The organism is Paenibacillus sp. FSL W8-0187 (genome assembly GCF_037969755.1).
In the GTDB taxonomy this organism is placed as follows: Bacteria; Bacillota; Bacilli; order Paenibacillales; family Paenibacillaceae; genus Paenibacillus_AQ.
On the sequence record NZ_CP150206.1, the window covers coordinates 5,814,438 to 5,836,652 of the forward strand.

At 49.5% G+C, this 22,215-nt stretch carries 21 protein-coding genes; 8 read left to right on the top strand and 13 right to left on the bottom strand.

All coding sequences use genetic code 11. The annotated features are described in order from the left end of the window. Positions 1-443 precede the first annotated feature (443 nt). On the bottom strand, positions 444-1,304 hold the full coding sequence (locus tag MKY48_RS26280; protein WP_339267411.1) for a DUF421 domain-containing protein: 861 nt from the start codon (positions 1,302-1,304) through the stop codon (positions 444-446). Between the two features lie 161 nt (positions 1,305-1,465). Here MKY48_RS26280 and MKY48_RS26285 point away from each other — a divergent pair, with 161 nt between their 5' ends. From MKY48_RS26285 to MKY48_RS26295, 3 genes are all read left to right on the top strand, one after another. Next, entirely contained in the window at positions 1,466-1,672 is a 207-nt protein-coding gene (locus MKY48_RS26285) for a DUF1657 domain-containing protein (RefSeq protein WP_076324431.1), read from the top strand. Between the two features lie 156 nt (positions 1,673-1,828). Then, positions 1,829-2,791, top strand: coding sequence for a sugar kinase (locus tag MKY48_RS26290; protein WP_339291640.1), 963 nt, complete (start codon positions 1,829-1,831; stop codon positions 2,789-2,791). Between the two features lie 62 nt (positions 2,792-2,853). After that, positions 2,854-3,522, top strand: a complete 669-nt coding sequence (locus tag MKY48_RS26295) for a bifunctional 2-keto-4-hydroxyglutarate aldolase/2-keto-3-deoxy-6-phosphogluconate aldolase (RefSeq protein WP_339291641.1) — start codon at positions 2,854-2,856, stop codon at positions 3,520-3,522. Positions 3,523-3,620: 98 nt separating this feature from the next. On the opposite strand, the gene MKY48_RS26300 is transcribed toward MKY48_RS26295, so the two are convergent. The 5 genes from MKY48_RS26300 to MKY48_RS26320 form a co-directional block, all read right to left on the bottom strand. Next, entirely contained in the window at positions 3,621-4,226 is a 606-nt protein-coding gene (locus MKY48_RS26300) for a YitT family protein (protein ID WP_339291642.1), read from the bottom strand. A 122-nt stretch (positions 4,227-4,348) separates the two neighbouring features. After that, complete coding sequence (locus MKY48_RS26305) at positions 4,349-5,200, bottom strand: MBL fold metallo-hydrolase (RefSeq protein WP_339291643.1); 852 nt, start codon at positions 5,198-5,200, stop codon at positions 4,349-4,351. Between the two features lie 149 nt (positions 5,201-5,349). Next, positions 5,350-7,311 carry a fructose-specific PTS transporter subunit EIIC gene (locus MKY48_RS26310; RefSeq protein ID WP_339291644.1) on the bottom strand — a complete coding sequence of 654 codons (1,962 nt, stop codon included), beginning with the start codon at positions 7,309-7,311 and terminating at the stop codon, positions 5,350-5,352. Between the two features lie 83 nt (positions 7,312-7,394). After that, positions 7,395-8,306 (bottom strand): 1-phosphofructokinase, encoded by a 912-nt coding sequence (pfkB, locus tag MKY48_RS26315; RefSeq protein ID WP_339291645.1) that lies wholly within the window; start codon positions 8,304-8,306, stop codon positions 7,395-7,397. Continuing rightward, complete coding sequence (locus MKY48_RS26320) at positions 8,306-9,055, bottom strand: DeoR/GlpR family DNA-binding transcription regulator (protein WP_076324436.1); 750 nt, start codon at positions 9,053-9,055, stop codon at positions 8,306-8,308. The genes pfkB and MKY48_RS26320 overlap by 1 nt, the downstream gene beginning before the upstream one ends. Positions 9,056-9,323: 268 nt before the next feature. On the opposite strand from MKY48_RS26320, the gene MKY48_RS26325 reads away from it, so the two are divergent. Next, positions 9,324-10,241 carry a J domain-containing protein gene (locus tag MKY48_RS26325; RefSeq protein ID WP_339291646.1) on the top strand — a complete coding sequence of 306 codons (918 nt, stop codon included), beginning with the start codon at positions 9,324-9,326 and terminating at the stop codon, positions 10,239-10,241. Positions 10,242-10,323: 82 nt separating this feature from the next. Here MKY48_RS26325 and MKY48_RS26330 read toward each other — a convergent pair whose 3' ends face one another. Then, positions 10,324-11,214, bottom strand: coding sequence for a hypothetical protein (locus tag MKY48_RS26330; protein WP_339291647.1), 891 nt, complete (start codon positions 11,212-11,214; stop codon positions 10,324-10,326). A 173-nt stretch (positions 11,215-11,387) separates the two neighbouring features. On the opposite strand from MKY48_RS26330, the gene MKY48_RS26335 reads away from it, so the two are divergent. Together MKY48_RS26335 and MKY48_RS26340 are read left to right on the top strand one after the other, a co-directional pair. Further along, the gene (locus MKY48_RS26335; protein ID WP_339267425.1) at positions 11,388-12,245 is read left to right on the top strand and encodes a DegV family protein; all 858 of its coding nucleotides are present in this window, start codon (positions 11,388-11,390) and stop codon (positions 12,243-12,245) included. Between the two features lie 241 nt (positions 12,246-12,486). Next, entirely contained in the window at positions 12,487-12,990 is a 504-nt protein-coding gene (locus MKY48_RS26340) for a hypothetical protein (RefSeq protein ID WP_076324440.1), read from the top strand. A 97-nt stretch (positions 12,991-13,087) separates the two neighbouring features. On the opposite strand, the gene glpX is transcribed toward MKY48_RS26340, so the two are convergent. The 4 genes from glpX to MKY48_RS26360 all read right to left on the bottom strand — a co-directional run bounded on the left by glpX (position 13,088) and on the right by MKY48_RS26360 (position 15,972). Continuing rightward, entirely contained in the window at positions 13,088-14,065 is a 978-nt protein-coding gene (glpX, locus tag MKY48_RS26345) for a class II fructose-bisphosphatase (RefSeq protein ID WP_339291648.1), read from the bottom strand. A 42-nt stretch (positions 14,066-14,107) separates the two neighbouring features. Then, on the bottom strand, positions 14,108-14,914 hold the full coding sequence (locus MKY48_RS26350; RefSeq protein WP_076324442.1) for a pyruvate, water dikinase regulatory protein: 807 nt from the start codon (positions 14,912-14,914) through the stop codon (positions 14,108-14,110). Positions 14,915-14,927: 13 nt separating this feature from the next. Next, complete coding sequence (locus MKY48_RS26355) at positions 14,928-15,590, bottom strand: helix-turn-helix transcriptional regulator (RefSeq protein WP_009595798.1); 663 nt, start codon at positions 15,588-15,590, stop codon at positions 14,928-14,930. Positions 15,591-15,798: 208 nt separating this feature from the next. After that, entirely contained in the window at positions 15,799-15,972 is a 174-nt protein-coding gene (locus MKY48_RS26360; protein WP_076324443.1) for a GapA-binding peptide SR1P, read from the bottom strand. A gap of 327 nt (positions 15,973-16,299) precedes the next feature. Here MKY48_RS26360 and MKY48_RS26365 point away from each other — a divergent pair, with 327 nt between their 5' ends. Then, the gene (locus MKY48_RS26365) at positions 16,300-17,274 is read left to right on the top strand and encodes a cation diffusion facilitator family transporter (protein ID WP_339291649.1); all 975 of its coding nucleotides are present in this window, start codon (positions 16,300-16,302) and stop codon (positions 17,272-17,274) included. Positions 17,275-17,339: 65 nt separating this feature from the next. Here the strand turns inward: MKY48_RS26365 and MKY48_RS26370 are convergent, their stop codons facing one another. Further along, positions 17,340-19,136, bottom strand: a complete 1,797-nt coding sequence (locus tag MKY48_RS26370) for a S9 family peptidase (RefSeq protein WP_339291650.1) — start codon at positions 19,134-19,136, stop codon at positions 17,340-17,342. 286 nt (positions 19,137-19,422) lie between these two features. Here MKY48_RS26370 and MKY48_RS26375 point away from each other — a divergent pair, with 286 nt between their 5' ends. Beyond that, positions 19,423-20,814, top strand: a complete 1,392-nt coding sequence (locus MKY48_RS26375) for a SpoVR family protein (RefSeq protein WP_076324446.1) — start codon at positions 19,423-19,425, stop codon at positions 20,812-20,814. A gap of 129 nt (positions 20,815-20,943) precedes the next feature. Here MKY48_RS26375 and MKY48_RS26380 read toward each other — a convergent pair whose 3' ends face one another. Continuing rightward, a complete protein-coding gene (locus MKY48_RS26380) occupies positions 20,944-22,005 on the bottom strand; it encodes a globin-coupled sensor protein (protein ID WP_339291651.1) in 1,062 nt (353 codons plus the stop codon). Positions 22,006-22,215 lie beyond the last annotated feature (210 nt).

Here is a 22,215-nt window from a genome sequence, read left to right on the forward strand (position 1 = left end):
CCGGATTATATGTCACCTTTAGTACCGAGATAAGTATGATAAGCCTCTGGAGTTTATACTTTTTGATCTCGTCAAAAAATCAACATTTTATGTAAGCGCTTCCTACAAAAAGGTTCTTTTATTGTAAGCAATTGGCATATTATATAGTACAGTAGACCAGCTGGCAAGGGTGGCAGCAGGAGGTGATAGGCATGGGCGTGAATGAAGCTTTGGCTTTAATGATATCGTTCGCCACTCTGGTCGTCTCGATCCTTGCCTTCCATAATAAGAAATAGACCCGTCCCTTGTACAGATGAATCTATTTCTTACGTCTGGTTGCAAGCAAATATCCACCTTGCAGGTGATGATCTGCTGTGTGAGGAGTCGGCGGCAACCGGCTCCTTTTAATACACAAAAATATCCTATTCTGATTTTCACGGAATTATGACTCGGCGGCGCCCGAATTAAGTATTTAGGATTGGCTTTACCTCCGCTATAATTTTCTCGATCTGTTTGGAGCATTCTTCATACATTTTCTTGGCCTTCTTACTCTTTGTGCTGAGGCTGAATAACTCCAAGTCCGCCTGACATTTCTTTAAATTCGCATAGAGCAGTTTCCGCTCCTCATTTTTGGGAACCTGAATCTGATCATCATATAAATCGATGGTTAGTTGTCCATAAGCATCAACCTGGGCAAGAAATACGTCCTTGATCTTGGCGCCCTGCTTGTCCAGTTCTTCCACCAGCCATCCCTGATTGAAGCCTGCGACGCGCAGCGGTTCATCCATGACTTTACCATCCATGACCACAACCTGTGCGACTTTTTCCGGCGCTACCTGGATACCAAGATCTTTAGGGGTTAAAGGCAGATTCTCACGTGTCTGCAGAATATTAATCTCCCCGCTTGACTCCATGATAGCAAATTCCACGTCAGCGACCTGAAACACGTCTTTTTTCCGCAACTGCTCCATTAACTCATCGGTAGACAGTCTTTCTTTCTTTAAATTGTCTTCTAATATCTTGCCATCTTTAATGAGTACGGTCGCCTTAAAATCGATAAAGTCCCTGGCCTTCTTGCTCTTGATTTGCAGGAATTCAATAAGTAATGAACAAGCTACCCATACGCCCAGCCCAACTAATCCCAAATACCAATTCGCCTCAAGATCCAAGGAGATATAGGCGGCCAAGCTGCCGATCGTAATCCCCGTTAAATATTCAAAAAAGGAAAGCTGCGAAACCTGCCGCTTTCCCAGCACTTTCGTCATCAGAAACAACACAACCACAGCACATAAGGTTCTAAGTACAATTTCCAACCATTGGGCCACAATAAAGCCTCCTCATTTGATGTCTCGACTTAATAATCACTCTATAGATTATTGTCAAATATCCTTCCAGAAATCACACCATTATTTCCCAGGCTATACTCCATGCATGTTCTTCTGCAAAATGCGTACATTATTACGCATGAAAGGAGTGATAAAAACCAATGACCGTAGCATCCGATGTCAAAACATGTCTCTCATCCTTAAAAAGCGCTCAGGCCAGCCTTGAGCAATTTGCACTGTCCACGCAAGATCAAAATGCCAAGGATTTGTTCACAGCTGCAGCATCACAAACACAGCAAGTCGTGGACCAAGTGGCCCAGCGGGTTCAACAGCTTGAACAGGAAGAGCCTCAGTATAAAGGTTTCTAACCATTTTTTTGTTAGCTCCATCGCGTGTAAGCCCATGCATACCTCCTATCTTCCCCTGATAGGAGGTACTTTATATTGTGTTATTTATTATTGAGTTATCTTCCCCATCAGGGTAAAGTGTTAATAACGGAGACTGAATACAAAGGGGTAGATTCTATGGAGAATGGTACGCGTTCTATCGATGTCATCACGTTCGGTGAGTCGATGGGATTATTATATCCGGAAGGCACACGGGGCATAGGTCAAGGAGGAAGCATGGCACAATCCTTCGGTGGTGCTGAAAGCAATCTCGCCATCGGATTAGCCAGGCTTGGCTGCAGCAGCGGATGGTTCGGTCAACTCGGCAACGATCCGATCGGAACCGGTATTTTGAAAACGCTTCGAGGCGAAGGTGTCGACATTTCCGCCGCCAGACAAACGGATGTTGCACCGACCGGTCTTATGCTGCGACAGAATGTTCGCGGTCAATCCTCCGTCTATTACTACCGCAAAGGCTCTGCCGCCAGCCAAATGACGCCGGACCATGTAGACTCCGAATACATAGCCGATGCTCGCATCCTTCATTTTACAGGCATCACCGCAGCTTTAAGCAGCAGCTGCCTGGAGACGATACGGCATGTCATTTCCGTATGCAAAGCGCATGGCGTCCTGATCAGCTTTGACCCTAACCTCAGGCTCAAGCTATGGAATATCGAGGAAGCACGTCCTGTACTGCTGGAGCTTGCGGAAGTCTGTGATTATTTTCTTCCAGGCTATGATGAATGCAAGTTGCTGTTCGAAACAGAGGACGAGCAGGTGATCCTGGATCGTCTGCGACAGCTTCCCGCAATGTCAATTATCAAAAGTTTCAATGGGAGCAATGTCATTGTCCACAAGAACCACACCTATTCCCTTCCCTTTGAGCAGGTGGATCAAGTGGTGGATACCGTGGGAGCAGGCGACGGCTTCTGTGCCGGTTTCCTTGCTGGTATTGCCAAAGGCTGGACACCCGAAGAAGCTCTTTCACTGGGCGGTTTAACCGGTTCACTGGTGATCCAAGCGCCCGGTGATTGGGAAGCACTTCCGACATGGGAAGAAGTAGAGCAGCGGCGCGGGAATGCTGCTCATATCGAACGTTAACTCCTGTTCTTTAAACGAGCCATCTTTCTAATCCATTCATAGACGAGAAGGAGTGTGTTTACATGAAAAAACTAAGACTAATCGAACAAATTCATCATGCAGGTGTCGTTGCTGTCCTTCGCGGGGATTCCCCTGAAGAGGTTGTCGAGATTGCCAAACATGCGATTGAAGGCGGTATCAAGGTAATCGAAGTAACCATGACTGTACCGTTTGCTACCGAAGCCATTACAACGCTGGCCAAAATGTACTCCTCCAAAGATCCGCAAGCGGATAATTATGCCATTATCGGCGCAGGCACGGTTCTGGATGCCGAAACAGCCAGAATCACCATTCTTGCCGGCGCCGAATTTGTGGTCTCGCCCGGCTTCGACCGCGATACCATTCTCCTCAGTAATCGTTACCGCGTCCCGGTGATGCCGGGTGCCGTAACCGTTCATGATATCGTTGCCGCTCTTGAACTTGGCGTCGATGTCGTTAAGCTCTTCCCGGGGAATTTGTACTCCCCATCCGTCATTCCATCCCTGAAGGGTCCGCTCCCGCAAGCCAACATCATGCCAACCGGGGGCGTAAATTTGGACAATCTGCATGAATGGATCAAGGCCGGCGCGTTTGCGGTCGGGATCGGATCGGATCTGACCAAGGACGCGCTGAAGAATGGAGACTTCAGTCTGATTACAGAAAAGGCACGCGCTTATATCAATGCATTTAAAGAAGCTCATGCCCAAAGATAAAAAATGATGTACTGATTTTGTAATACATTTTTTGCTAAATATTGTTATTTTCATAAACAGACAAGCCTATCAAGAGTCGACTTGATAGGCTTGTCTGTTTATTTAATCCGTCTCTTTTTGAACCAACGCTTCTGCGTAAGCATTCCCGTCGTAAACCCGCCTGCTACTATTGTCAAAACGGAATACATGAAAGTGCTTCCCGACAGCAGGATGCCTCCGAAACCGATGATAACGACATCCATCAGCAAAATAATGACGCCTACATTTAACGGCAAATATTTTGCCAGGAAATGCGCCAACAGGTCCGTTCCGCCCGTGCTTGCATTGTTTCTAAGCATAAATCCAAGGCCGGCTCCGATCAAAGCCCCGCCCAGAGGCGCGCTTAGGATGACATTCGGGGCAAAAAATCGCAAAAAACCCGGTTGCAGCGGTGAAAGCAAATCGATGATAAATGAAGATATCAGCATGCCTGACAGACTATTGTAAAAGATTTCGCGATTTAATATCCAGGCTGCAATAAACATGGGAACGCTGCACAAAATGATGACGAATCCGATATGTAGATCAAACACATAGTTAGCAATCAGAGCAATGCCGATAACTCCACCATCCAAAACTTTATGCGGGACAAGAAAAAAATTGGTCCCCATCGCGATCAGAAAACTGCCGATCACGATAATGACATGTTTTCGAAATGACACCATTTCCCCATCTCCATTTATAAGGGCATGTCTTATTTATATGCTTGTCATTTCGAAAAATTGCGAACTTGCTGTCCCGCATTTGAAAAAAATTCCACCGTGTTCGATTCGGATGCTTTTCGCTTTTAATCTTTTACATAAATTAAACGCTCGGTCCGTGCCATCACCTTGGTCTTCATATATGGATAATTCTCATAACAATAATCCACAAAATACCCTGGCTTCTCTCCATTCCAAGGGAAAATATCGTAGTGCATCGGAATGGTCAGATCGAATCTCGATACTGCGGCAAGCTCTGCGGCCTCCCGGAAGCCCATATTTCCAACGATCCCATCATTCCGGCGGAAGGCATCTCCCCCGTTGATCGGCACCATCCCGATATCAATCGAATATGCCTGTAATCTTTCAACCAGACCAGGATAAACGACGGTATCTCCTGCATGGTAAATCAACACGCCCTGGATATCCACCAGATATCCGACAAATCGGTGTCCAAACTGTTCATGCTCATCCAAGGTTTCATGGGCAGCCGGAATCGCCATCAGACGGAAGCCCTCAAACTGCTGCCATTGATCGCACACCGCCGCGAACAAGCGCGCCGGTGCGACGCCAGCCTCTCTCATCGCTTCGTGACAGCAAGCTGGTGCAACAAAGGCTGTCTCCGGATTCTGTTTGGCTATGACCGCAATCGTTCCCAGATCCATATGATCGTCATGCTCATGGGTGATCAGCACCATGTTCGCATACGTGATATGCTCCGGCTTCAGCGGTGCAGGGAATGCACGCTTAAATCCCGCCTTGCGTTCCAGATCATCTGACATATAAGGGTCGATATAGATGACAACCTCTCCGCCTTTAAGGACAACGCTCTCCTGCCCCAGAAACCATACCGCCGCCATCCCTTCGGCTGCGGACGTCCGGTTGATTTCTTCGATAAGCTGCTCAGGACCTCGACCTTTGCTGTTCTGTTCCAACATCTCTATTATCTCTCCTTTCATTTTCTATCACGACTAGATTATAACATGCAGTCATTTGTAGAAATGGCCCAACCCACAAAGAAAAAAACGAGTCCAGAGTAAGCAAAAAATGCCCACTTCAAACTCGTTTTGTCTCATCTATATGAATCCTAATTACGTTCAAGCGGCTTCTTCCATAGACCAAGCAGCATGCCTGATATTACCGCGCCAATGAGGACGGCCAGCAAGAACAGAAGCGCATGATTCGCCAGTGCGGCAACAAAAATCCCCCCATGAGGAGCAGGGACGTTAATGCTCCACAGCTGCGTCAACCCACTGGCAACCGCCGAGCCTAGGATACAGGATGTCAGCACACGCAGCGGATCGGCTGCGGCAAACGGGATCGCGCCCTCCGTTATGAAGGAAAGGCCCATCACGTAGTTGGTCACGCCGGACTTTCGTTCCTGCTCCGTAAACTTATGCTTGAAGAACGTCGTTGCCAGCGCAATGGCGAGCGGAGGAACCATCCCGCCAGCCATAACCGCAGCCATCATGGCACCGTTCGTGTTGCCGCTGGATGTAAATACGCCGATCGCAAATGCATAAGCCGCTTTATTAAAGGGACCACCCATATCAATCGACATCATTCCACCCAGAATAAGACCGAGAATCACCGCGTTGCCGGTACCCAGATTGTTCAGAATATCAACCAGACCGAGATTGATCCAACTGAAGAACGGATCAAACAGGTAGAACATGATTGTTCCGGTGACAAGGAGGCCGACAACCGGGTACAGCAGAATCGGCTTTAAGCCGTCAAGCGCTTTTGGCAGTCCGGCAAATGCTTTGCGCAGCAGGATCACCACATAACCCGCCAAGAAACCTGCCGCAAGTCCGCCTAGGAATCCCGAATTGGAATTGAGGGCCATCAGGCCTCCGACCATGCCGGGCATCAATGCCGGACGATCACCTATACTCAGTGCAATGAATCCCGCCAGAACCGGAATCAGGAAGTGGAAGGCGCCGTCTCCCCCGCCAATCGTCTGCAGCAGCTGAAAGAGGGGATGATGTTCACCTGCAAGCTGCTCGATCAGGAAAGAGACAGCCAGAAGTATGCCGCCTCCCACGACGAATGGCAGCATATGCGAAATACCATTCATCAGGTCCTTATACACTTTAGTGCCAATACTGCCCTTCTCTTTCGTCTGCGACTCACCGCCGCCTTCGCTCCGGTAGATCGGCGCATCGCCGCTCATCGCCTTGCGAATCAGCTCCTCCGATTTGCGGATACCGTCGCTGACAGGTCGCTGGAGCACGGGCTTTCCGTTAAAACGGGCCATTTCCACGTTTTTGTCGGCCGCAATGATGACGGCTGCAGCCCTGCGGATTTCCTCTTCCGTCAACACGTTTTGCGCACCTTCCGAGCCATTGGTCTCCACCCGAATTTCGACGCCCATTTCCTGGGCTTTCTTCTTCAGGGCATCTTCAGCCATAAATGTATGGGCAATACCGGTTGGGCACGCCGTTACGGCAACAACAAAAGCTTCCGAGGTTCCGGCAGGACCCTTCATAGGGTCAGATTGGGAAGTCATATCGGATTCCTGATGCTTCTCCGATTCCTTTTTTGCCGCTTCCCTTCTCTTAGCCGCTTCCTTCTCCGCTTTAGCAGCTTCTTCGATCTCCTGTTTCGAATCGAATAAAACCGTCACTTCCCCGGGCGTGTTCGTATTCATCAATTGACCGATGAATTCCGCATCGATCAGCAGCCGTGATAGCGCTGCTAGTGTGCGGAGATGGGTATTCCCGGCTCCTTCCGGAGCAGCGATCATAAAAAACACATACGCCGCCTCTCCGTCCAGCGCTTCGAAATCCACGCCCTGTCTGCTCTTGGCAAACACAACGGTTGGTTCATTAACCGCTTTCGTCTTTGCGTGCGGCATCGCGATGCCGCCCCCGATCCCCGTACTGGATTCGGCTTCACGCTTCAGAATCATCTCTTTGAACAAGACCGGATCGTTGATCCGTCCGCTTGCTGCCAGGCTTGCGATCAATTCATCAATGGCTGCCTCCTTCGTGACCGCCTTCAGGTCCATGATCATCGTTTCTTGTATCATTAAATCCGTAATTTTCATGCTGGTTCACACTCCCTTGAAATCATCGTGATGACTACCACGCCATAACCGCGTCATAACCGCCGGATTCGTAGTAAAGCAGCTTACCATTCCGTGATCCTAACCTGCGGAAGAAGTCGATCAATCGTTTCCCGCACAGCCAAATCGTCCGAGAACGCCGTCGCGCTTCCCGAGGCGACCCCTGTCCGGAATGCCTCGATCGGATCCTTGCCCATCGCAAGCGTACCGACGAATCCGGCAATCATCGAATCGCCGGCCCCAACAGAATTACGGACTGTACCTGACGGTACGTTGGCATGATATACCCGATCAGTCGTGATAAACAGCGCCCCTTCGCCTGCCATGGAGATAAGGACATGCTGCGCTCCTTCCTCAAGCAGCTTTCGGCCATACTCCACAAGCTTCTCGCTTGAGTCAATAACAACGCCGAATAACTCGGCCAGTTCGTGATGATTCGGCTTCACGAGGAGCGGCTTCCAAGCCAAAGCCTTCATCAGCGCCTCGCCGGTGGTGTCCATCACGAATTCGGCGCCGCTCTTCCGGCACGCTTCGATAAGACGGCCATAGAAGTCAGGACCTAGCGAAGGCGGAACGCTGCCGGACAACACAACGATATCCCCTGCTTGAAGCTGTGACAGCTTATGAAGCAGCTCTTTCGTTTCTTCCTCGCGGATGATAGGACCCAGACCGTTGATCTCGGTCTCGTCGCCATGCTTAAGTTTGACGTTGATGCGAGTATCGTCCGCGATATTTACGAAATCAGTCCGAATTCCTTCCTTGCCCAGCATCTCGTCTATATAACAGCCGGTGAATCCGCCCAGGAAACCGATGGCCGTATTATCAGCTCCAAGCTGGTTCAGCACCCGCGATACATTAATCCCTTTCCCCCCCGGAAACTTCATGTCCCGGCTCATTCTGTTCAATCCGCCAAGCTCGATATGCTCAACTTCCACGATGTAATCAATGGAAGGATTCAGTGTTACCGTATATATCATCATGATCCCTCAATTATTTTGGTTTTCTGTGAAATGGCCTTCTTCCATGATTCCGGCAAGGGCTCTGTAATTAGCGTCGCTTCGTTCAGATCCAGCAATTTAGCGAAGGAAACCTCACCTATTTTGCTGGAATCCGCAAGGACATAACTGGAGGCGGACAGCTGGTGGGCTCGCCGCTTAATCAAGGCTTCTTCCGGATCCGGCGTGGTGTAGCCCATTTCTACATCCACACCGTTCGTGCCCAAAAAGCAGCGGTCAAAACGGAAGTTGTCCATATTTTGCAGCGCAATGCTTCCGATGACGGCTTTGGTATGAATTTTCATCATGCCGCCCAGTAGATAGCTTTTGATTCGCTTGCTTACCAGCGCTTCGATGTGGGATAAACCGTTTGTAACAACCGTGACGTCCTTCGCGTCGATGAACGGTATCATCGCCAGCGTGGTCGTTCCCGCATCCAGGTAAATGCTTTCTCCATCCTCCACCTGTGCGGCCGCTAAACGAGCAACGACATTTTTTTGTTGAATGTTTTTGAACGTTTTTTCCTCAATTCCAGGTTCCTGTATCTTAGGGCTCGGCAAAGCCGCTCCGCCATGAATGCGCTTTAATAATTGACGTTCTTCAAGGTCGATCAAGTCACGCCTTACTGTTGATTCCGAAGCTTCAAGGAGTTCAACCAATTCCTGCAACTTCACGACGCCGCGTTCTTGCAAGCGCTCTAAAATGATTCGGTATCTTTCTTCCGTCAGCATAATGAATCCCCTCCTCATTGCATATAGTACCATAACTATTCCAAAAAACAATCTAAAACTTTCAAAATCATTCATAATCATTCAGTAAATCCATAAATCATTTACCATATCGCATCATTTTCATTCGCCATTTTTTGCTTGTTCATGACAGTTTACCCATTATCAAGCCGGCAAGTGTCGAAACATCACATAAACGTTTGTAACCTGCAGCCTCTACACTATATACTGGTAAATAGGAAACTCTCACAGTATAGAAGAGGTGACATGAATGGACCAATTGAAAGAAGCCTATGAGCGAATGGGTCTACCGGAGGATGCAACCAAGGAACAGCTCGACGACCGGTATACGCTGCTCATGCGCCAAACCCGCTCACATCAAAGGCGGGAGCCGGACCGGGCGGAGGAGTTCGAAGCCGAGTTTGCCGAAATCACCAAAGCCTATAAATTCATCCTTGAAGAAGAAAACCGTAAAGCTTTGGAAGAGATGAATCAGAAACGGTACGGCAAATATAAAAGGTTTGCCGGGACAGCGGAAAAAACCGATCATTTCTTCCGTTATTATAAATTTCATGTGCTCGGCGGTATTGCTCTAGTCGGCGTACTCATTTATATCGTGATCAGCATTTTCAACCATCAGGCCGAGAAAGAACGGTTAGCCAATCTGCCCCCGGTTGATCTGGAAGTCATGTTCCTCGGATCTTATATGAATCAGGATGGTGGACAGGACCTCAAACCGATCGAAGACGCGATTCTGGCGCAATTCCCCGATTGGAAACGCGTAACCGTTAACATTAACTATGTACCGCCTCTGGATTCCAACAATCCGCAGGATGCAGCCATGCTGCAAAAGGCACTGCTTGTACTGTCCACCGAGCGCCCGGACCTGTACATTATGGATCAGACTGCCTTTGATTGGGTGGGCAATCAAGGGATGGTACGTCCGCTCGAAGCAGAGGTTGAAGGCGAGCTAAAGGAAATGCTCACGCCGGAGATGCTGATAAAGGGGAAAAATGAGGAAGACGGTTCGGAGCATGTGTATGCCGTTGATATTATGGGCAGCCCGCTTGGCGAAGAACTGCCTGTCCTTAAGAAAGAAATGTTTGCGGGCATTCGTGAAGGCACGGAACGTGACGCAAATGCATTGCGCTTCATTAAGCAATATTTGGAGACGTCCAAGCAACAATAGATGCTCCCATCCGATATAAACAACAAAAACAGCCTCGCTGCTTAGCCTTATGGCCAAACAGCCGAGGCTGTTTTTATGCGCATTATTGATTAACGATCGAGCTCAAGGATGTAAAGGCATGCGTGGCAAATCCTTCGGAAGGTTCACGGTGAGGGTTATTGACGCGGAAAATATAGCCCTGTCCGTCAATCTCATCCACAATGTACATCTGGGTTAGGCTCTCACCTTCGCCTATCATATACACGGACGCATCCTCCATGCCCTTATGCTTCTCATTGTTGCCAGCCTCACGAACTTTACCTACCTCGGCAAGCTCTTTCTCCGCTTCCCGCTTGAGTTCATCCTCGTTATAATCCGAAGGCAGCTTCGTTATCTCGACATAATAATCTGGATCCACATTCATGGTCAGTTTGTTGGTCTTTGCATCAAAGGAAAAGATATCAAATATATACAGCGCGTAGCCATCACCCTTGGCCAGTTTAGCTGTCTTGGTCTCTTTCATGCCCTCCAGCTCAAGTTCAAAATTTTGGGTTGCTGGCAGCTGCGCGTTCTCTGAACCCGTGCCCCCGCCTCCCTCTTCCACCGTCAGCTTGGTGAGGATCAGTTGTTTCAATTCCTCTTCGCCCTCAATGGGCTGCTCCCAATACTCATACGAGACGGACTCATCTCCCTGAAGCTTGGATATCACTTGGTCCATACCAACGCCCAGACGGAACGCGGTAGGGCCATCTGCTGTTTCAATTTCAACGGAATTGTTATCAATTTGACCTACATAGGTACCAGTTCCCTGCTTAATCTCGTACTTCGGCTCTTCGACGGGTTCAACCGGTTCCTTGACATTATCCTCTATTGGATTTGGATTAGCCGGCGGCTGAGAAGTTGGGTCTTCACCTCCGCATGCCGTTATCGCCATCAGCAGCATTGCAGCGGTCGTTAATGCGATCATTTTGCTCAAATGCCTTCGCTTAGCCATAAAACCACCTCCATTATGATTAACGGGAAACTTATGGAATATGTTGCACAATCATCGCCTTTTTGGCGTATGCTCACAGTACCCGCCCCAAAACGACAAGAGCATTCCCTTTTCCCATCAAACAAGGTATTCTAGTAATACAAGATTCAATTAGTTGATAAAGGGAGATGTTCATGTCTGGTAAAATTAGAATTTTTGCTGACAGTACTTGCGACTTACCACCTTCATGGATAGAAGAATATAATATCGGCATCGTTCCGCTTTACGTCGTATTCGGAGAACAATCCTTGCGCGACGGAGTCGACATTACGCCGGAACAGCTATACGCCAAAGTCGACCAGATCGGCAGCCTGCCCAAAACAGCGGCACCTTCTCCGTCTGACTTCATTGCGGCCTTCACGCCTTCCATTGAACAAGGCGAGGATATCCTGTTCCTCAGCATTTCTTCAGAGCTTTCTTCCACCTACCAAAATGCGTTGATCGCCGCAGGTGAGCTGCCCGAGGGCCGGGTTGCCGTGTTTGATTCACGCAATCTTTCCTCCGGCATCGGACTGCTTGTCATGAAGGCTGTTCACGCGGCCAATGAAGGTTTATCCATACCGCAAATTGTGGAGCTATTAAGCCGTACGGTAAATGAAGTGGAGTGCGAATTCGTTGTCGATACGCTGGATTACTTGTATAAAGGCGGACGCTGTTCCGGCATGCAAAACATCATCGGCAGCCTGCTGAAAATCCGCCCCGTTATCAAAGTCGTGGACGGCGGCATGATCCCCGCTTACAAGGTACGCGGCAAAAAAGAGAAGGCACTGGAGCAGATGATCCAAAATGCGCTGGCTCAAGTGGACAAAATGGACAATGATCTGATTGTAGTTGTACATACCATGGCCGAAGAGGAAGCCCGCTTCCTGCAGAAGCAGCTGCAGGAGAAAACAGGCGCACGGCAGGTTAGCATTTCTACGGCGGGTTGCGTCATTTGCAGCCACTGCGGTCCTCAAACCGTCGGTCTCATGTATACCAAGAGGCCTTCATAATATTTATCATCCGAAAAAGACAGTCCTGCTTTATAACGCTCTGCTGCAGGACTGTTTTTTCTGTAGTCAGGCCTGCCTATCGGGCACTTAGTGCCTTATTAAACGGGCTGCCTATTGGCTAAACATGTCATCCTAGACTAAAGTCTAGGATAAACATTCCCCGAAGGACCGAGGACATCCCCATCCATAACATGGTATTCTTGGATTAATCAATCTACAAAAGGAAAGGAACGAAGTTTGTATGACAAAACGTACAATCTTGGCACCGCTGCTCATCCTGCTCGGCGCATACTTGCTCTTAAACCAAGGCGGATCGGTAGGCGCCGGTTCCATCTTCGCCACATTCTGGCCTACCTTGTTCGTGATCCCGTTAGGCCTGTTTTTTCACTGGATGTACTTCTCGCTGGTTGGACGACAGGGTATCGGACTGTTGATACCGGGCGGCATTCTGCTCACAGCTGGTATTGTCAGCCAAATCGCTTCCTTGTTTGACTCGTGGGGTTCCATGTGGCCCGGCTTTATTCTGGCTGTTGCGGCAGGGCTGTTCGAGTTCTACTGGTTCGGATCGCGTAACAAGTGGCTGCTCATCCCAATTAACATTCTGACCGTATTGTCGCTGCTGTTCTTCGTGGTATTCTCAATCGGACCCGTGCTGAATTACCTGTCCGTCGTGCAGCCTGTCATCGCCGTGCTGCTTGTGCTTGGCGGAGCTTGGCTGATGCTCGGACGGAAGAGACACGGTTAAGCATCCGCTGCGCCAAACTGTTAACAACGCATAAAGGCACTCCGAAGGTTGGTTAACCTTTGGAGTGCCTTTATGCTATGGATGCCCTGCGTAAGCATCAAGAAGAGGCAGCAGCAGCTAAGGTTTCACTGCTGTGAAACAGATGATGAACGCTGCGGATATAACGGACGGTTCTCGTGCCGGAGTACATCATGACGGAATGCGTTTCGGCCCGCTGACCTGGCATATACTTCACGCCGCGCAGGAAATCGCCAGCTGTCACGCCGGTAGCCACGAATAATACGCCTTCGCGCCCTACCATATCCTCCATCGTCAGTAGCTGCTCCGGATGTTTCAGCCCCATGTCCTGGCATCTAATAAAATCCTCCGGTGTCTCCGGTATAAGCCGTCCCTGAATTTCTCCGCCCAGGCATTTCAAAGCGGCGGCAGCGAGAACGCCTTCCGGAGCCCCTCCGGAGCCCACATAGAGATCGACTTCACTGTCGGTGCAGGTCTCGATCGCTCCCATGACATCTCCGTGACTCAACAATTTAATCCTTACCCCGGACTCTCGCAAAGCCTTAATCATCGCGCTGTGTCGCTCACGATCGAGAATGGATACCGTCATCTCCGACAGCGGCTTTGATAAGATCTCCGATGCTTTTCGAAGGGTTACCTCAATTGGATCATTCAAACTCAGCTTGCCCGCAAGCTCGGGTCCAACCGCGAGCTTATGCATGTAAATATCGGGTGCATGCAGAAGGGTTCCGCGGGGAGCTGCCGCAATCACGGACAACGCGTTGTTCAGCCCGCTGGCCACCGTTTCCGTTCCTTCGAGCGGATCCACCGCTACGTCCATCTTCGGACCTTTGCGGTTCCCTACGCGCTCTCCAATATACAGCATGGGCGCTTCATCCATCTCACCTTCTCCTATGACAACGACCCCATCCATCGCTGCGGAATCAAAATGCTTGCGCATGGCAACCGTCGCGGCTTCATCAGCACTGTTCTTGTCACCTCTTCCTGTCCACCGGGCGGATTGCAGCGCCGCTTCCTCCGTCACTCTTACAAGCTCCAATGCTAATGAACTCTCCATGAATGAATCCCTCCTTTTAGCTTTTTTCATTACCGATGCAGCTTATTTCAAATAATTCGTAATCAGTCCTGCGGTTTCCTCAATCGCCTTGTCAGTAACATCGATGACGGGACATCCGAGCTCCGCATACAGCGACAACGCATAATCCAGTTCTTCTTGTATCCGCTCAAGGGATGCATATTGCACCTGATGCGGCAATCCCATGACCTTTAAGCGCTCGCTGCGGATTTTAAGCAGATGCTTCGGTTCGATCGTAAGTCCGATAATCGTGCCGTCCGTTACTTCTCTAAGCTGTGAAGGGGGCGACATCTCCGGTACGATCGGGAAATTGACCGTTTTGTAGCCTTTATGAGCGAGAAACATCGATAGCGGCGTCTTGGATATTCGGGATACGCCCAGCAATATGATGTCCGCCTTCAAAATGGCGCTAACGTCCTTGCCATCGTCATATTGGACAGCGAATTCCATCGCGTCGACCCTCCGGAAATAGCTGTCGTCCAAGCGATGCAGCAGCCCCGGCAGCCGTTTGGGATAGTCGTTGAACGTATCGGCAAATGCCTGCATCATCGGCCCCATAATATCCACCGTACGAATGTTGAGTCGCACGGCTTCCTCCCGCATTACCTCGCGAAGCTCCGGCTGCACGAGCGTGTAAGCCACAAAGCCTCCGCGCCGCGCCACCTCCTCCATCAATTCGGTCAATTCATCCTCGTCGCGAACGTTCATATAACGTTTAATCTCTGTATTCGGAAGCTCGAACTGGCGTAACGTAGCTTGCACAACCGCTTCAGCCGTCTCCCCAATGGAGTCCGAACAGATTGCTATGAAATGTGTTAATGCCTGATTCATCCGATTCCTCCCATTATTCCTCGGCTACCATGTCGAGCAGCATTTTGATAATATTCGTTTTTGTAATCCGACCCACAACCTTCCAGTGTTCCCCCGGATTCCCCGTGGTGGATGGTACAACAACTGGCAGGCTATCGATTTGATGATTAATGATTTTTCGCGCGGCATCCAGCACCGTATCTTCCGGCTGCACAGTTGTCACGTTAGCCCGGCGGGTCATAATCAGGCTTACCGGCATGGAGGATGCCGTTGGGTTGCCAAGCGTTACCTTAAGCAAATCCTTGCGGGACACAATCCCGGCCAGATGGCCGTCGGCATCGGTAACGATCAGATTCCCCACGTTCTCCAGAAACAAGGATACAACGGCTTCATGAATCGTCGTGGTCTCACGCACAATAACCGGAACACCGTGCAGATCGCCAACCTTCATTTTTAGCAGGCGAAACTTCTCCTCCCGGTCGCGCGTACCCCGCTTTCCCAGGAAGTACCCTACCTTTGGCTTGGCATCAATATAATCCAGAACAACCAGTTTGGATAAATCGGTACGAAGGGTGGCTCGGCTGACATTCAGCATCTCCGCAATCTGATCTCCTGTAATCGGTGCATGTTTTTTTACGATATCGACGATATCCTGCTGCCTTGTCGTCAGTTCGATAGTGATCCCTCCTGCGTGCATTTCCTCTACTTGCCGATATAATACGTCATATATAATATATATGCAACATATTTTCGTCCAAAAATACGTAATTAGGTATTAATCATTTTTTTGATGCCCATCAAAAAAAGTTATAAATCCACTAAAAAAGCATGCTTCAGGAAAGTTTCCTCCCCCATAAGCATGCTTTGTGTTTGTATTTACTTTTCATCTAACCATTATCAATTGTTTAATCTTGAGGGTCTGTACCTTTGCATTCTCCTTTACCGCAAAATCCATAAATGATCTTCACTCCGTCGGTTGGAATCGTGTCCACCATTTCATCACATCTGGAGCATATAATCAGGCCCCATTCCTCGTTTGCCTTGCCTTTCGCTGCCTCCGGACTTGTTAACGCTTTCATAACATTTCCTCCTTATGTTTTTTCACTTTGCTGCAAGGCTGTTTACGCTTTGTTATCAAGGGGTAACTCGATTCGCCACATCTTACTGAAGACCATACCAACCGTTTCGCTAACATACATCCCTTTATTTTCCACTATATTCTTAATGTATTGGGTAAGAAATGAAGATATGAGTAAATTATGATAATGAAACCAAAAACACGTTAAGCAATATTTATGTCATCATGATTCATGTGTGGAGGATAGGGGATACCCTTAATTTGGCATGATATGATAATATATACTTCAGATTTAATGGAAATTGACATTATAGACGGAGGGTTTGGATTGAAGAACACATGGCAGCTCATTAAGAAAGGAAACACCTCATCCGCGATAGCGGCACTGGGCAACACGGGACTGGCCATAATCAAGGGGATTGCGGCGTCTGTTAGCGGCAGCGGCACGATGTTTGCCTCCGCCATGCATTCCGTGGCCGATGCCGTAAACCAGGGGTTTGTATTCGTAGGCAGCGTGCTCGCCGAGCGGAAGCCGACCAAGAAGTTCCCCACCGGATTCGGCAGGGTCATAAATCTGGTTTGCATGGTCGCGGTGATCGTGGTTACCATCATGGCCTACGAAACGATACTGAAAGGTTTCAAGCTGTTAAACCATCCGGAAGAAGCCACGAATTTCTGGCTTAATTTTATTGTGCTGGCCATTGCCGTTATCATTGACGGTTCCATACTGGTTAAAGCCATGAAAGAAATTATGAAGGAAACCCGTGTTCAAGCATCCGGCCTTACCCTGCTGCCCGCCGCTTTCAAAAATGCCGGCCGTGCTGCCCCGCCTACACGGCTTGTGTTCTATGAAGACATCGTGGCTACACTCGGCGCCCTCTTTGCTCTGGTTGCCATTATATTCGCATATTTCTTTAACTTCCTCATCCTGGATGGAATCGCCACAATCCTGATCGGCTGTCTGATGGTAGGCGTTGCCTTTAAGGTCGGATATGACAATATGGTCGGCTTAATCGGGGTCGCCGCTCCGAATGAAGTGGAAGAGAAGATCTCCCAGATCATTCTCGGCGATCCGGATGTCCGCGACATCAATCGTCTTCGCATCCTGCAGGAAGGGCGCAACTATCATGTGGAGGCCTACATTGAACTGAAAAAAGGGATGACCCTGGCCGAAGCAGGCCATTCCAAAATGAGAATCAACGCCCTGCTGACCCAGGATCCGAACATCTCGGATGTGACCTTGGGCATCCTGGAGGACGATGGAATCAAGCTCTGGAATCCGAGCGATCCTATAGATAACTAAAAGAGAAAGAGGCGTACCTCAGAGTCCGAATGGACCTTGGGTACGCCTCTTTTTTCATACGACTCTTACTGATTGCGCTTCAGGAATTCGACCATCCGGGCATAAGCGATTTTTTCGTTGGCCTTCTTCGTAATGCCATGCCCCTCGTCTTCGAAAACAAGATATTCCACGTCACGGCCCTTCGCTCTCAAGGCTTCGACGATTTGGTCAGATTCCTCTTTGACGACACGCGGATCGTTAGCCCCTTGGATGATCAGCATCGGGTTCACCATATCATCCAGGTACGTAATCGGCGAATCCTTGATAAAGCGTTCTTTATCCCGTTCCGGATCGCCTATCCAGCGCTCCATAATCGGCTTCCAGTGCTCAGGTACCGAGTTGTAGAAAGTAAACAGGTTGCTGACCCCGACAATATCAATGGCCGCTTTGAAATACTCCGGATTACGCCCTGCCAGCAGCAGAGTCATATAACCGCCGTAGCTTCCGCCCATCACGAAGAGTTTCTCACGGCTCGATATGCCTTGCTCGAACAGCCAATCCATGCCTGCCAAGCAGTCCTTACGCGGTCCCTCGCCCCAATCCTGCTCCACCAATTTCACGAAGGAGCTGCCGTAACCCGTGCTTCCCCGGAAGTTCGGGCAGAAGATGTGATACCCTTTGGCCAGGATATACTGGAACATCGAACGGAACTGCTTGCGTTCCGAGGCTTGCGGGCCGCCATGCGGCCAAAATACCGTATAACCGTTCGCCACGTGGTCTTTGGCACGGAACAGGAGGGCTTCGATCTCCATGCCGTCAAAAGAGGGATACGTTACGACCTCAGGCGTCACCATGTCCTCGTCGGTTAATCCGGTCAGGACATTCTTCGTGATCATGCTCCATGCGCCATTCGCATACCGGTAAATGTTAAGCGGCTTCACGGCTCCGCGGGCCAGCAGGTACAGATTGCCGGATTTCGTCACGTTCAGCTGCTCCACGATGTCCGATGGAAGAGGAATGGCGGTTAGCTCACCACTGTCTAGCGAATAGGCATACAGTCGATCCTCCACCCCTTTTTCCGTGACGATGTAAAGCGTCCGTGAATCCTTATGATAGCGCAAGAGCTGGATGCTCTCCCGGTCAATGCGGCACAGCGGTTCAAACTTCTGCTGAGCAATGTCGTAAGTGGCTACATATGAAAATTCCGATTCGTAATCCGTTGCAAATATGACCTGGTCATTGCTGGCGAACAGCACATCGCCTGAAATATGCACCTGTTCAGGGGAAGGCGTCAAGCACAACGGCTCTTCGCCTTCACGCTTCACGTAACTGACATAGTAGGTGTTGGCATACATTTGGGTATACGCGATGGTTTTCTCGTCGGGACTGACGGCACATATATTCGTTGATGTATCCCGGCCCTCAAGCAGCAGTTGATCCGCTTTGGTATCCAGATGGTATACGCGCGAGTTCAGGAAGGATGGATTGTCTTTCGACGTGGCGTAATATAAGCGCTTGCCGTCCTCTGACAGATGAACGAAATAATGTTTGTCATCCGCATCAGCACCTTCGAACAGAGGCATTGGTTCGCCACCATTCCAGGGCAGCGCATGAAACTGATAGTTTTCATTCCCGTCACGGTCAAACGCCGTTAAGATATGTCGCCCTTCCGGGTCCAGCTTGATAAAGCTTGCGATCTGATCATTGTATGTAAGCGGATAAGGGTAGGACGTCTCTCCTTCTAACTCCATGGCCCATAAATTAAACTTTCCGTTCAGGCTGCTGCTGAACACGAGCCGTGACTCGTCTGCGCTGATTCCGAAGGTACGAATGCCATACGTTTGAAAAAATTGCTCCACATCGGGTTTAGGAAATTCGATCATTCATTTGCCTCCCTGACCTCATTTTATTATCCATCGGTTAATAAATGGAGAAGTTTGCCAACCACTGGATTAATCCCATTATAACGCAAAGCTTTCTAAGGGGCATCATTACATAGCCTGGCAGATTGCTACGACTGTGGATCGAGATGAGGCACTTTTTGACCTAAGGCTAGCCTGTGCGTTTGCCATCATCCGTTCACGGATTCCCTCTTCAGCCCGCATATCTGCACCAAGATTCCATATAAATGATAAGAACCATGTTTTTAATAACGAAGGGGGGATTCTCGTGCACCAAGACGAGATCGCGGAACTGGAACGTTCCATTGCGGAGATTACCGAGATCGCTACAGGCTTTGGCCTTGATTTTTACCCTATGCGATATGAGATCTGCCCGGCAGACATCATATACACCTTCGGTGCCTACGGCATGCCAACCCGGTTCAGCCACTGGAGCTTCGGAAAAACCTTTAATAAAATGAAGATGCAGTACGACTTCGGCCTTAGCAAAATCTACGAGCTCGTGATCAACTCCAATCCGTGTTATGCGTTTCTCCTGGACGGCAACTCCCTGATTCAGAATAAACTCATAGTCGCCCATGTCCTTGCACACTGCGATTTCTTTAAAAACAACGCCCGCTTCTCCGTCTCCAACCGTAATATGGTCGAGAGCATGTCGGCTACAGCCGAGCGCATCTCCCGTTATGAGATCGAACATGGCACGGAGGCGGTTGAGCAGTTTATTGACGCCGTGCTAGCGATTCAAGAGCATGTGGATCCCCATATCATAAGACCGGATAAACTTGATAAGCAGCGGTACACCGCACGGCGGATGCAGGCGCAGAAGGAGGAAGCCAAGCGGCAGAAGCCTCCCGGCCGGTACGACGATTTATGGGATATGGACGAAGACGGTGAAGACAAAGCCGACAAATTGCCGGCGTCACCCAAACGCTTCCCGCCCGAGCCGGAGAAAGACATCATGTGGTTCATTCAGGAGCACTCCGACATTCTGGAGGATTGGCAGCGAGACATTATGAGCATGCTGCGGGAGGAGATGCTGTACTTCTGGCCGCAGATGGAAACCAAAATCATGAACGAGGGCTGGGCTTCGTACTGGCACCAGCGCATTCTGCGGGAGATGGACCTAACCAGCGAGGAAACGGTGGAATTCGCCAAGCTTAATGCCTCGGTCGTGCAGCCGTCGCGCCACAGCCTGAACCCCTACTACCTTGGACTGAAGATCTTCGAGGATATCGAACGCCGCTGGGATCGGGAGAAGATGTTTGATGTCCGCGAATACGACTCCGATATCTCTTTCCTGCGCAATTATTTGACAAAGGAATTGGTGGAGGATCTGGACCTGTATGTCTTTGAGAAAAAAGGTCCAGAGTGGAAAATCACCGACAAGGCGTGGGAACATATCCGCGACCAACTGGTCGTCTCCCGCGTAAACGGCGGCTCCCCGTTTCTCGTGGTGACCGATGGCGATCATCTCCGCTCCGGCGAGCTGATGATCAAGCATCTGTACGAAGGTATTGAGCTTGACCTGAAGTATATGGAACGCACCATCCCCTATGTTTACCGGCTCTGGGGCAAACCCGTGCATCTGCACAGCATGATCGAGGGCAAACCGATCCTGTTCTCCTACGACGGCAAGAAGCTCCATCGGCGATTTATTTAACAACGCAATGCTTGAAGGACAATATGGCGCCATATAACAAACAGCACCCGCACATGAGGGAATTCTCCTCAACGCGGGTGCTGCTGTTGTTTACAGATATCCTTAATCTATTCGCTTCTTAGGTCCCTGTTATACGCTTACCTTCTCGGATTCGGTTCCCTCTTGGACATCGTGCTTCTGAACATCATATTCATGTTGAAGCGATTCCAAATCATCGGCCAGCTTTTCCATCATTTTCACAAAAGCAGCCAATTCCTGCGAGCTTGCCGCCTGATTACGTGCGTTCATGGACGTTTTTTCCGATTCCTGCTCCACAAGGCCCAGCTTGCGAATAATGCCGCTAACCTTGTCCTGAATCTCATCCATCGCCTTCTTGGAGTTGGTGGCCAGCTTTCGGACTTCCCCGGCAACCACCTCGAAACCTCTGCCTAATTCCCCGGCATGAGCAGCCTCAATTGCCGCATTCAGACCGAGCAAGTGGCTCTGATCCGAGATTTCCCTGATCAAGCTGCCCATCTGCTCAATATGCAGAATTTCCTCGCCCAGCTCGGAAGTCAGAGTATGCGCTTTATCCTGTGCCTCTGCCGTTTTGATTGCATTGTCAGCCATTAACGCCGCGCTTTGATCCAGCTCCACGATCATGGCAGTCAATTCTTGAACTGCATTTGTAATCGCTTCCAACATTCTTTGTTGATCCGATACCAAATTGCTGATCTTCTCTTTCTCTTTCATTTCGTAAGCTTCCAGGACGAGCTGGGAGTCTAAATTAAACATCTTGCTCAGCGCATGCACCACTTGGATCCACTGATCCGGTACGATTTGCTTCAGTAAATCGGTGGCGATGTCCAGATAAACCATGTAACTTCCAAGGTAATAGTCTGTTTTCAGGCCGATTCTGGAGTGAACTTGTCCGATCTTAATCCGTTCGGCAATATAAGCATCATCCACTCTCCCTGCCGCAAGTGACATCCAATATACCCGCTGAGTCTCCTTAAGCCGTTCCACAGTCGAGGTACGCTCGATAATCTGCATCAGCTGCGGCTGCGTCCCGATCTGCGCGTAAAACCGGTTAACGACCTCTTCAACCACCTTCGCAAACACATCACGATGTTTAGCCAGCAGTTCCAACCCTTGTTCATCCAATCCGATATACTCCAACTGTTGGCGTCTTTTCGGGGAAACATCAATCATTTCGAAAAATCCACTCCTAAATAACGTGATCCATCTCACAGGTTCAAGTACTTAGGGTCCATTATAGACTATATTTACCACCTAAACATAATGCTAAAGTCCTAATTATGTGTATATTTGCACCTCCTAACCGGGCTATTTCATCCCGAAGCATGAGAAACCACCCTAACTTCTTGGGTGGCTTCTCATAGCATTCCATTATTCTATCCG

Bases quoted from the DNA above. Each gene is read 5' to 3' on its own strand.
- MKY48_RS26290 (WP_339291640.1), top strand. From the start codon at position 1,829: ATGGAGAATGGTACGCGTTCTATCGATGTCATCACGTTCGGTGAGTCG.
- MKY48_RS26325 (WP_339291646.1), top strand. From the start codon at position 9,324: ATGGACCAATTGAAAGAAGCCTATGAGCGAATGGGTCTACCGGAGGAT.
- MKY48_RS26335 (WP_339267425.1), top strand. From the start codon at position 11,388: ATGTCTGGTAAAATTAGAATTTTTGCTGACAGTACTTGCGACTTACCA.
- MKY48_RS26330 (WP_339291647.1), bottom strand. From the start codon at position 11,214: ATGGCTAAGCGAAGGCATTTGAGCAAAATGATCGCATTAACGACCGCT.
- MKY48_RS26350 (WP_076324442.1), bottom strand. From the start codon at position 14,914: ATGAATCAGGCATTAACACATTTCATAGCAATCTGTTCGGACTCCATT.
- MKY48_RS26285 (WP_076324431.1), top strand. From the start codon at position 1,466: ATGACCGTAGCATCCGATGTCAAAACATGTCTCTCATCCTTAAAAAGC.
- MKY48_RS26370 (WP_339291650.1), bottom strand. From the start codon at position 19,136: ATGATCGAATTTCCTAAACCCGATGTGGAGCAATTTTTTCAAACGTAT.
- glpX (WP_339291648.1), bottom strand. From the start codon at position 14,065: ATGGAGAGTTCATTAGCATTGGAGCTTGTAAGAGTGACGGAGGAAGCG.
- pfkB (WP_339291645.1), bottom strand. From the start codon at position 8,306: ATGATATATACGGTAACACTGAATCCTTCCATTGATTACATCGTGGAA.
- MKY48_RS26300 (WP_339291642.1), bottom strand. From the start codon at position 4,226: ATGGTGTCATTTCGAAAACATGTCATTATCGTGATCGGCAGTTTTCTG.
- MKY48_RS26295 (WP_339291641.1), top strand. From the start codon at position 2,854: ATGAAAAAACTAAGACTAATCGAACAAATTCATCATGCAGGTGTCGTT.
- MKY48_RS26310 (WP_339291644.1), bottom strand. From the start codon at position 7,311: ATGAAAATTACGGATTTAATGATACAAGAAACGATGATCATGGACCTG.
- MKY48_RS26360 (WP_076324443.1), bottom strand. From the start codon at position 15,972: ATGAAAGCGTTAACAAGTCCGGAGGCAGCGAAAGGCAAGGCAAACGAG.
- MKY48_RS26320 (WP_076324436.1), bottom strand. From the start codon at position 9,055: ATGCTGACGGAAGAAAGATACCGAATCATTTTAGAGCGCTTGCAAGAA.
- MKY48_RS26340 (WP_076324440.1), top strand. From the start codon at position 12,487: ATGACAAAACGTACAATCTTGGCACCGCTGCTCATCCTGCTCGGCGCA.
- MKY48_RS26305 (WP_339291643.1), bottom strand. From the start codon at position 5,200: ATGTTGGAACAGAACAGCAAAGGTCGAGGTCCTGAGCAGCTTATCGAA.
- MKY48_RS26380 (WP_339291651.1), bottom strand. From the start codon at position 22,005: ATGATTGATGTTTCCCCGAAAAGACGCCAACAGTTGGAGTATATCGGA.
- MKY48_RS26355 (WP_009595798.1), bottom strand. From the start codon at position 15,590: ATGCACGCAGGAGGGATCACTATCGAACTGACGACAAGGCAGCAGGAT.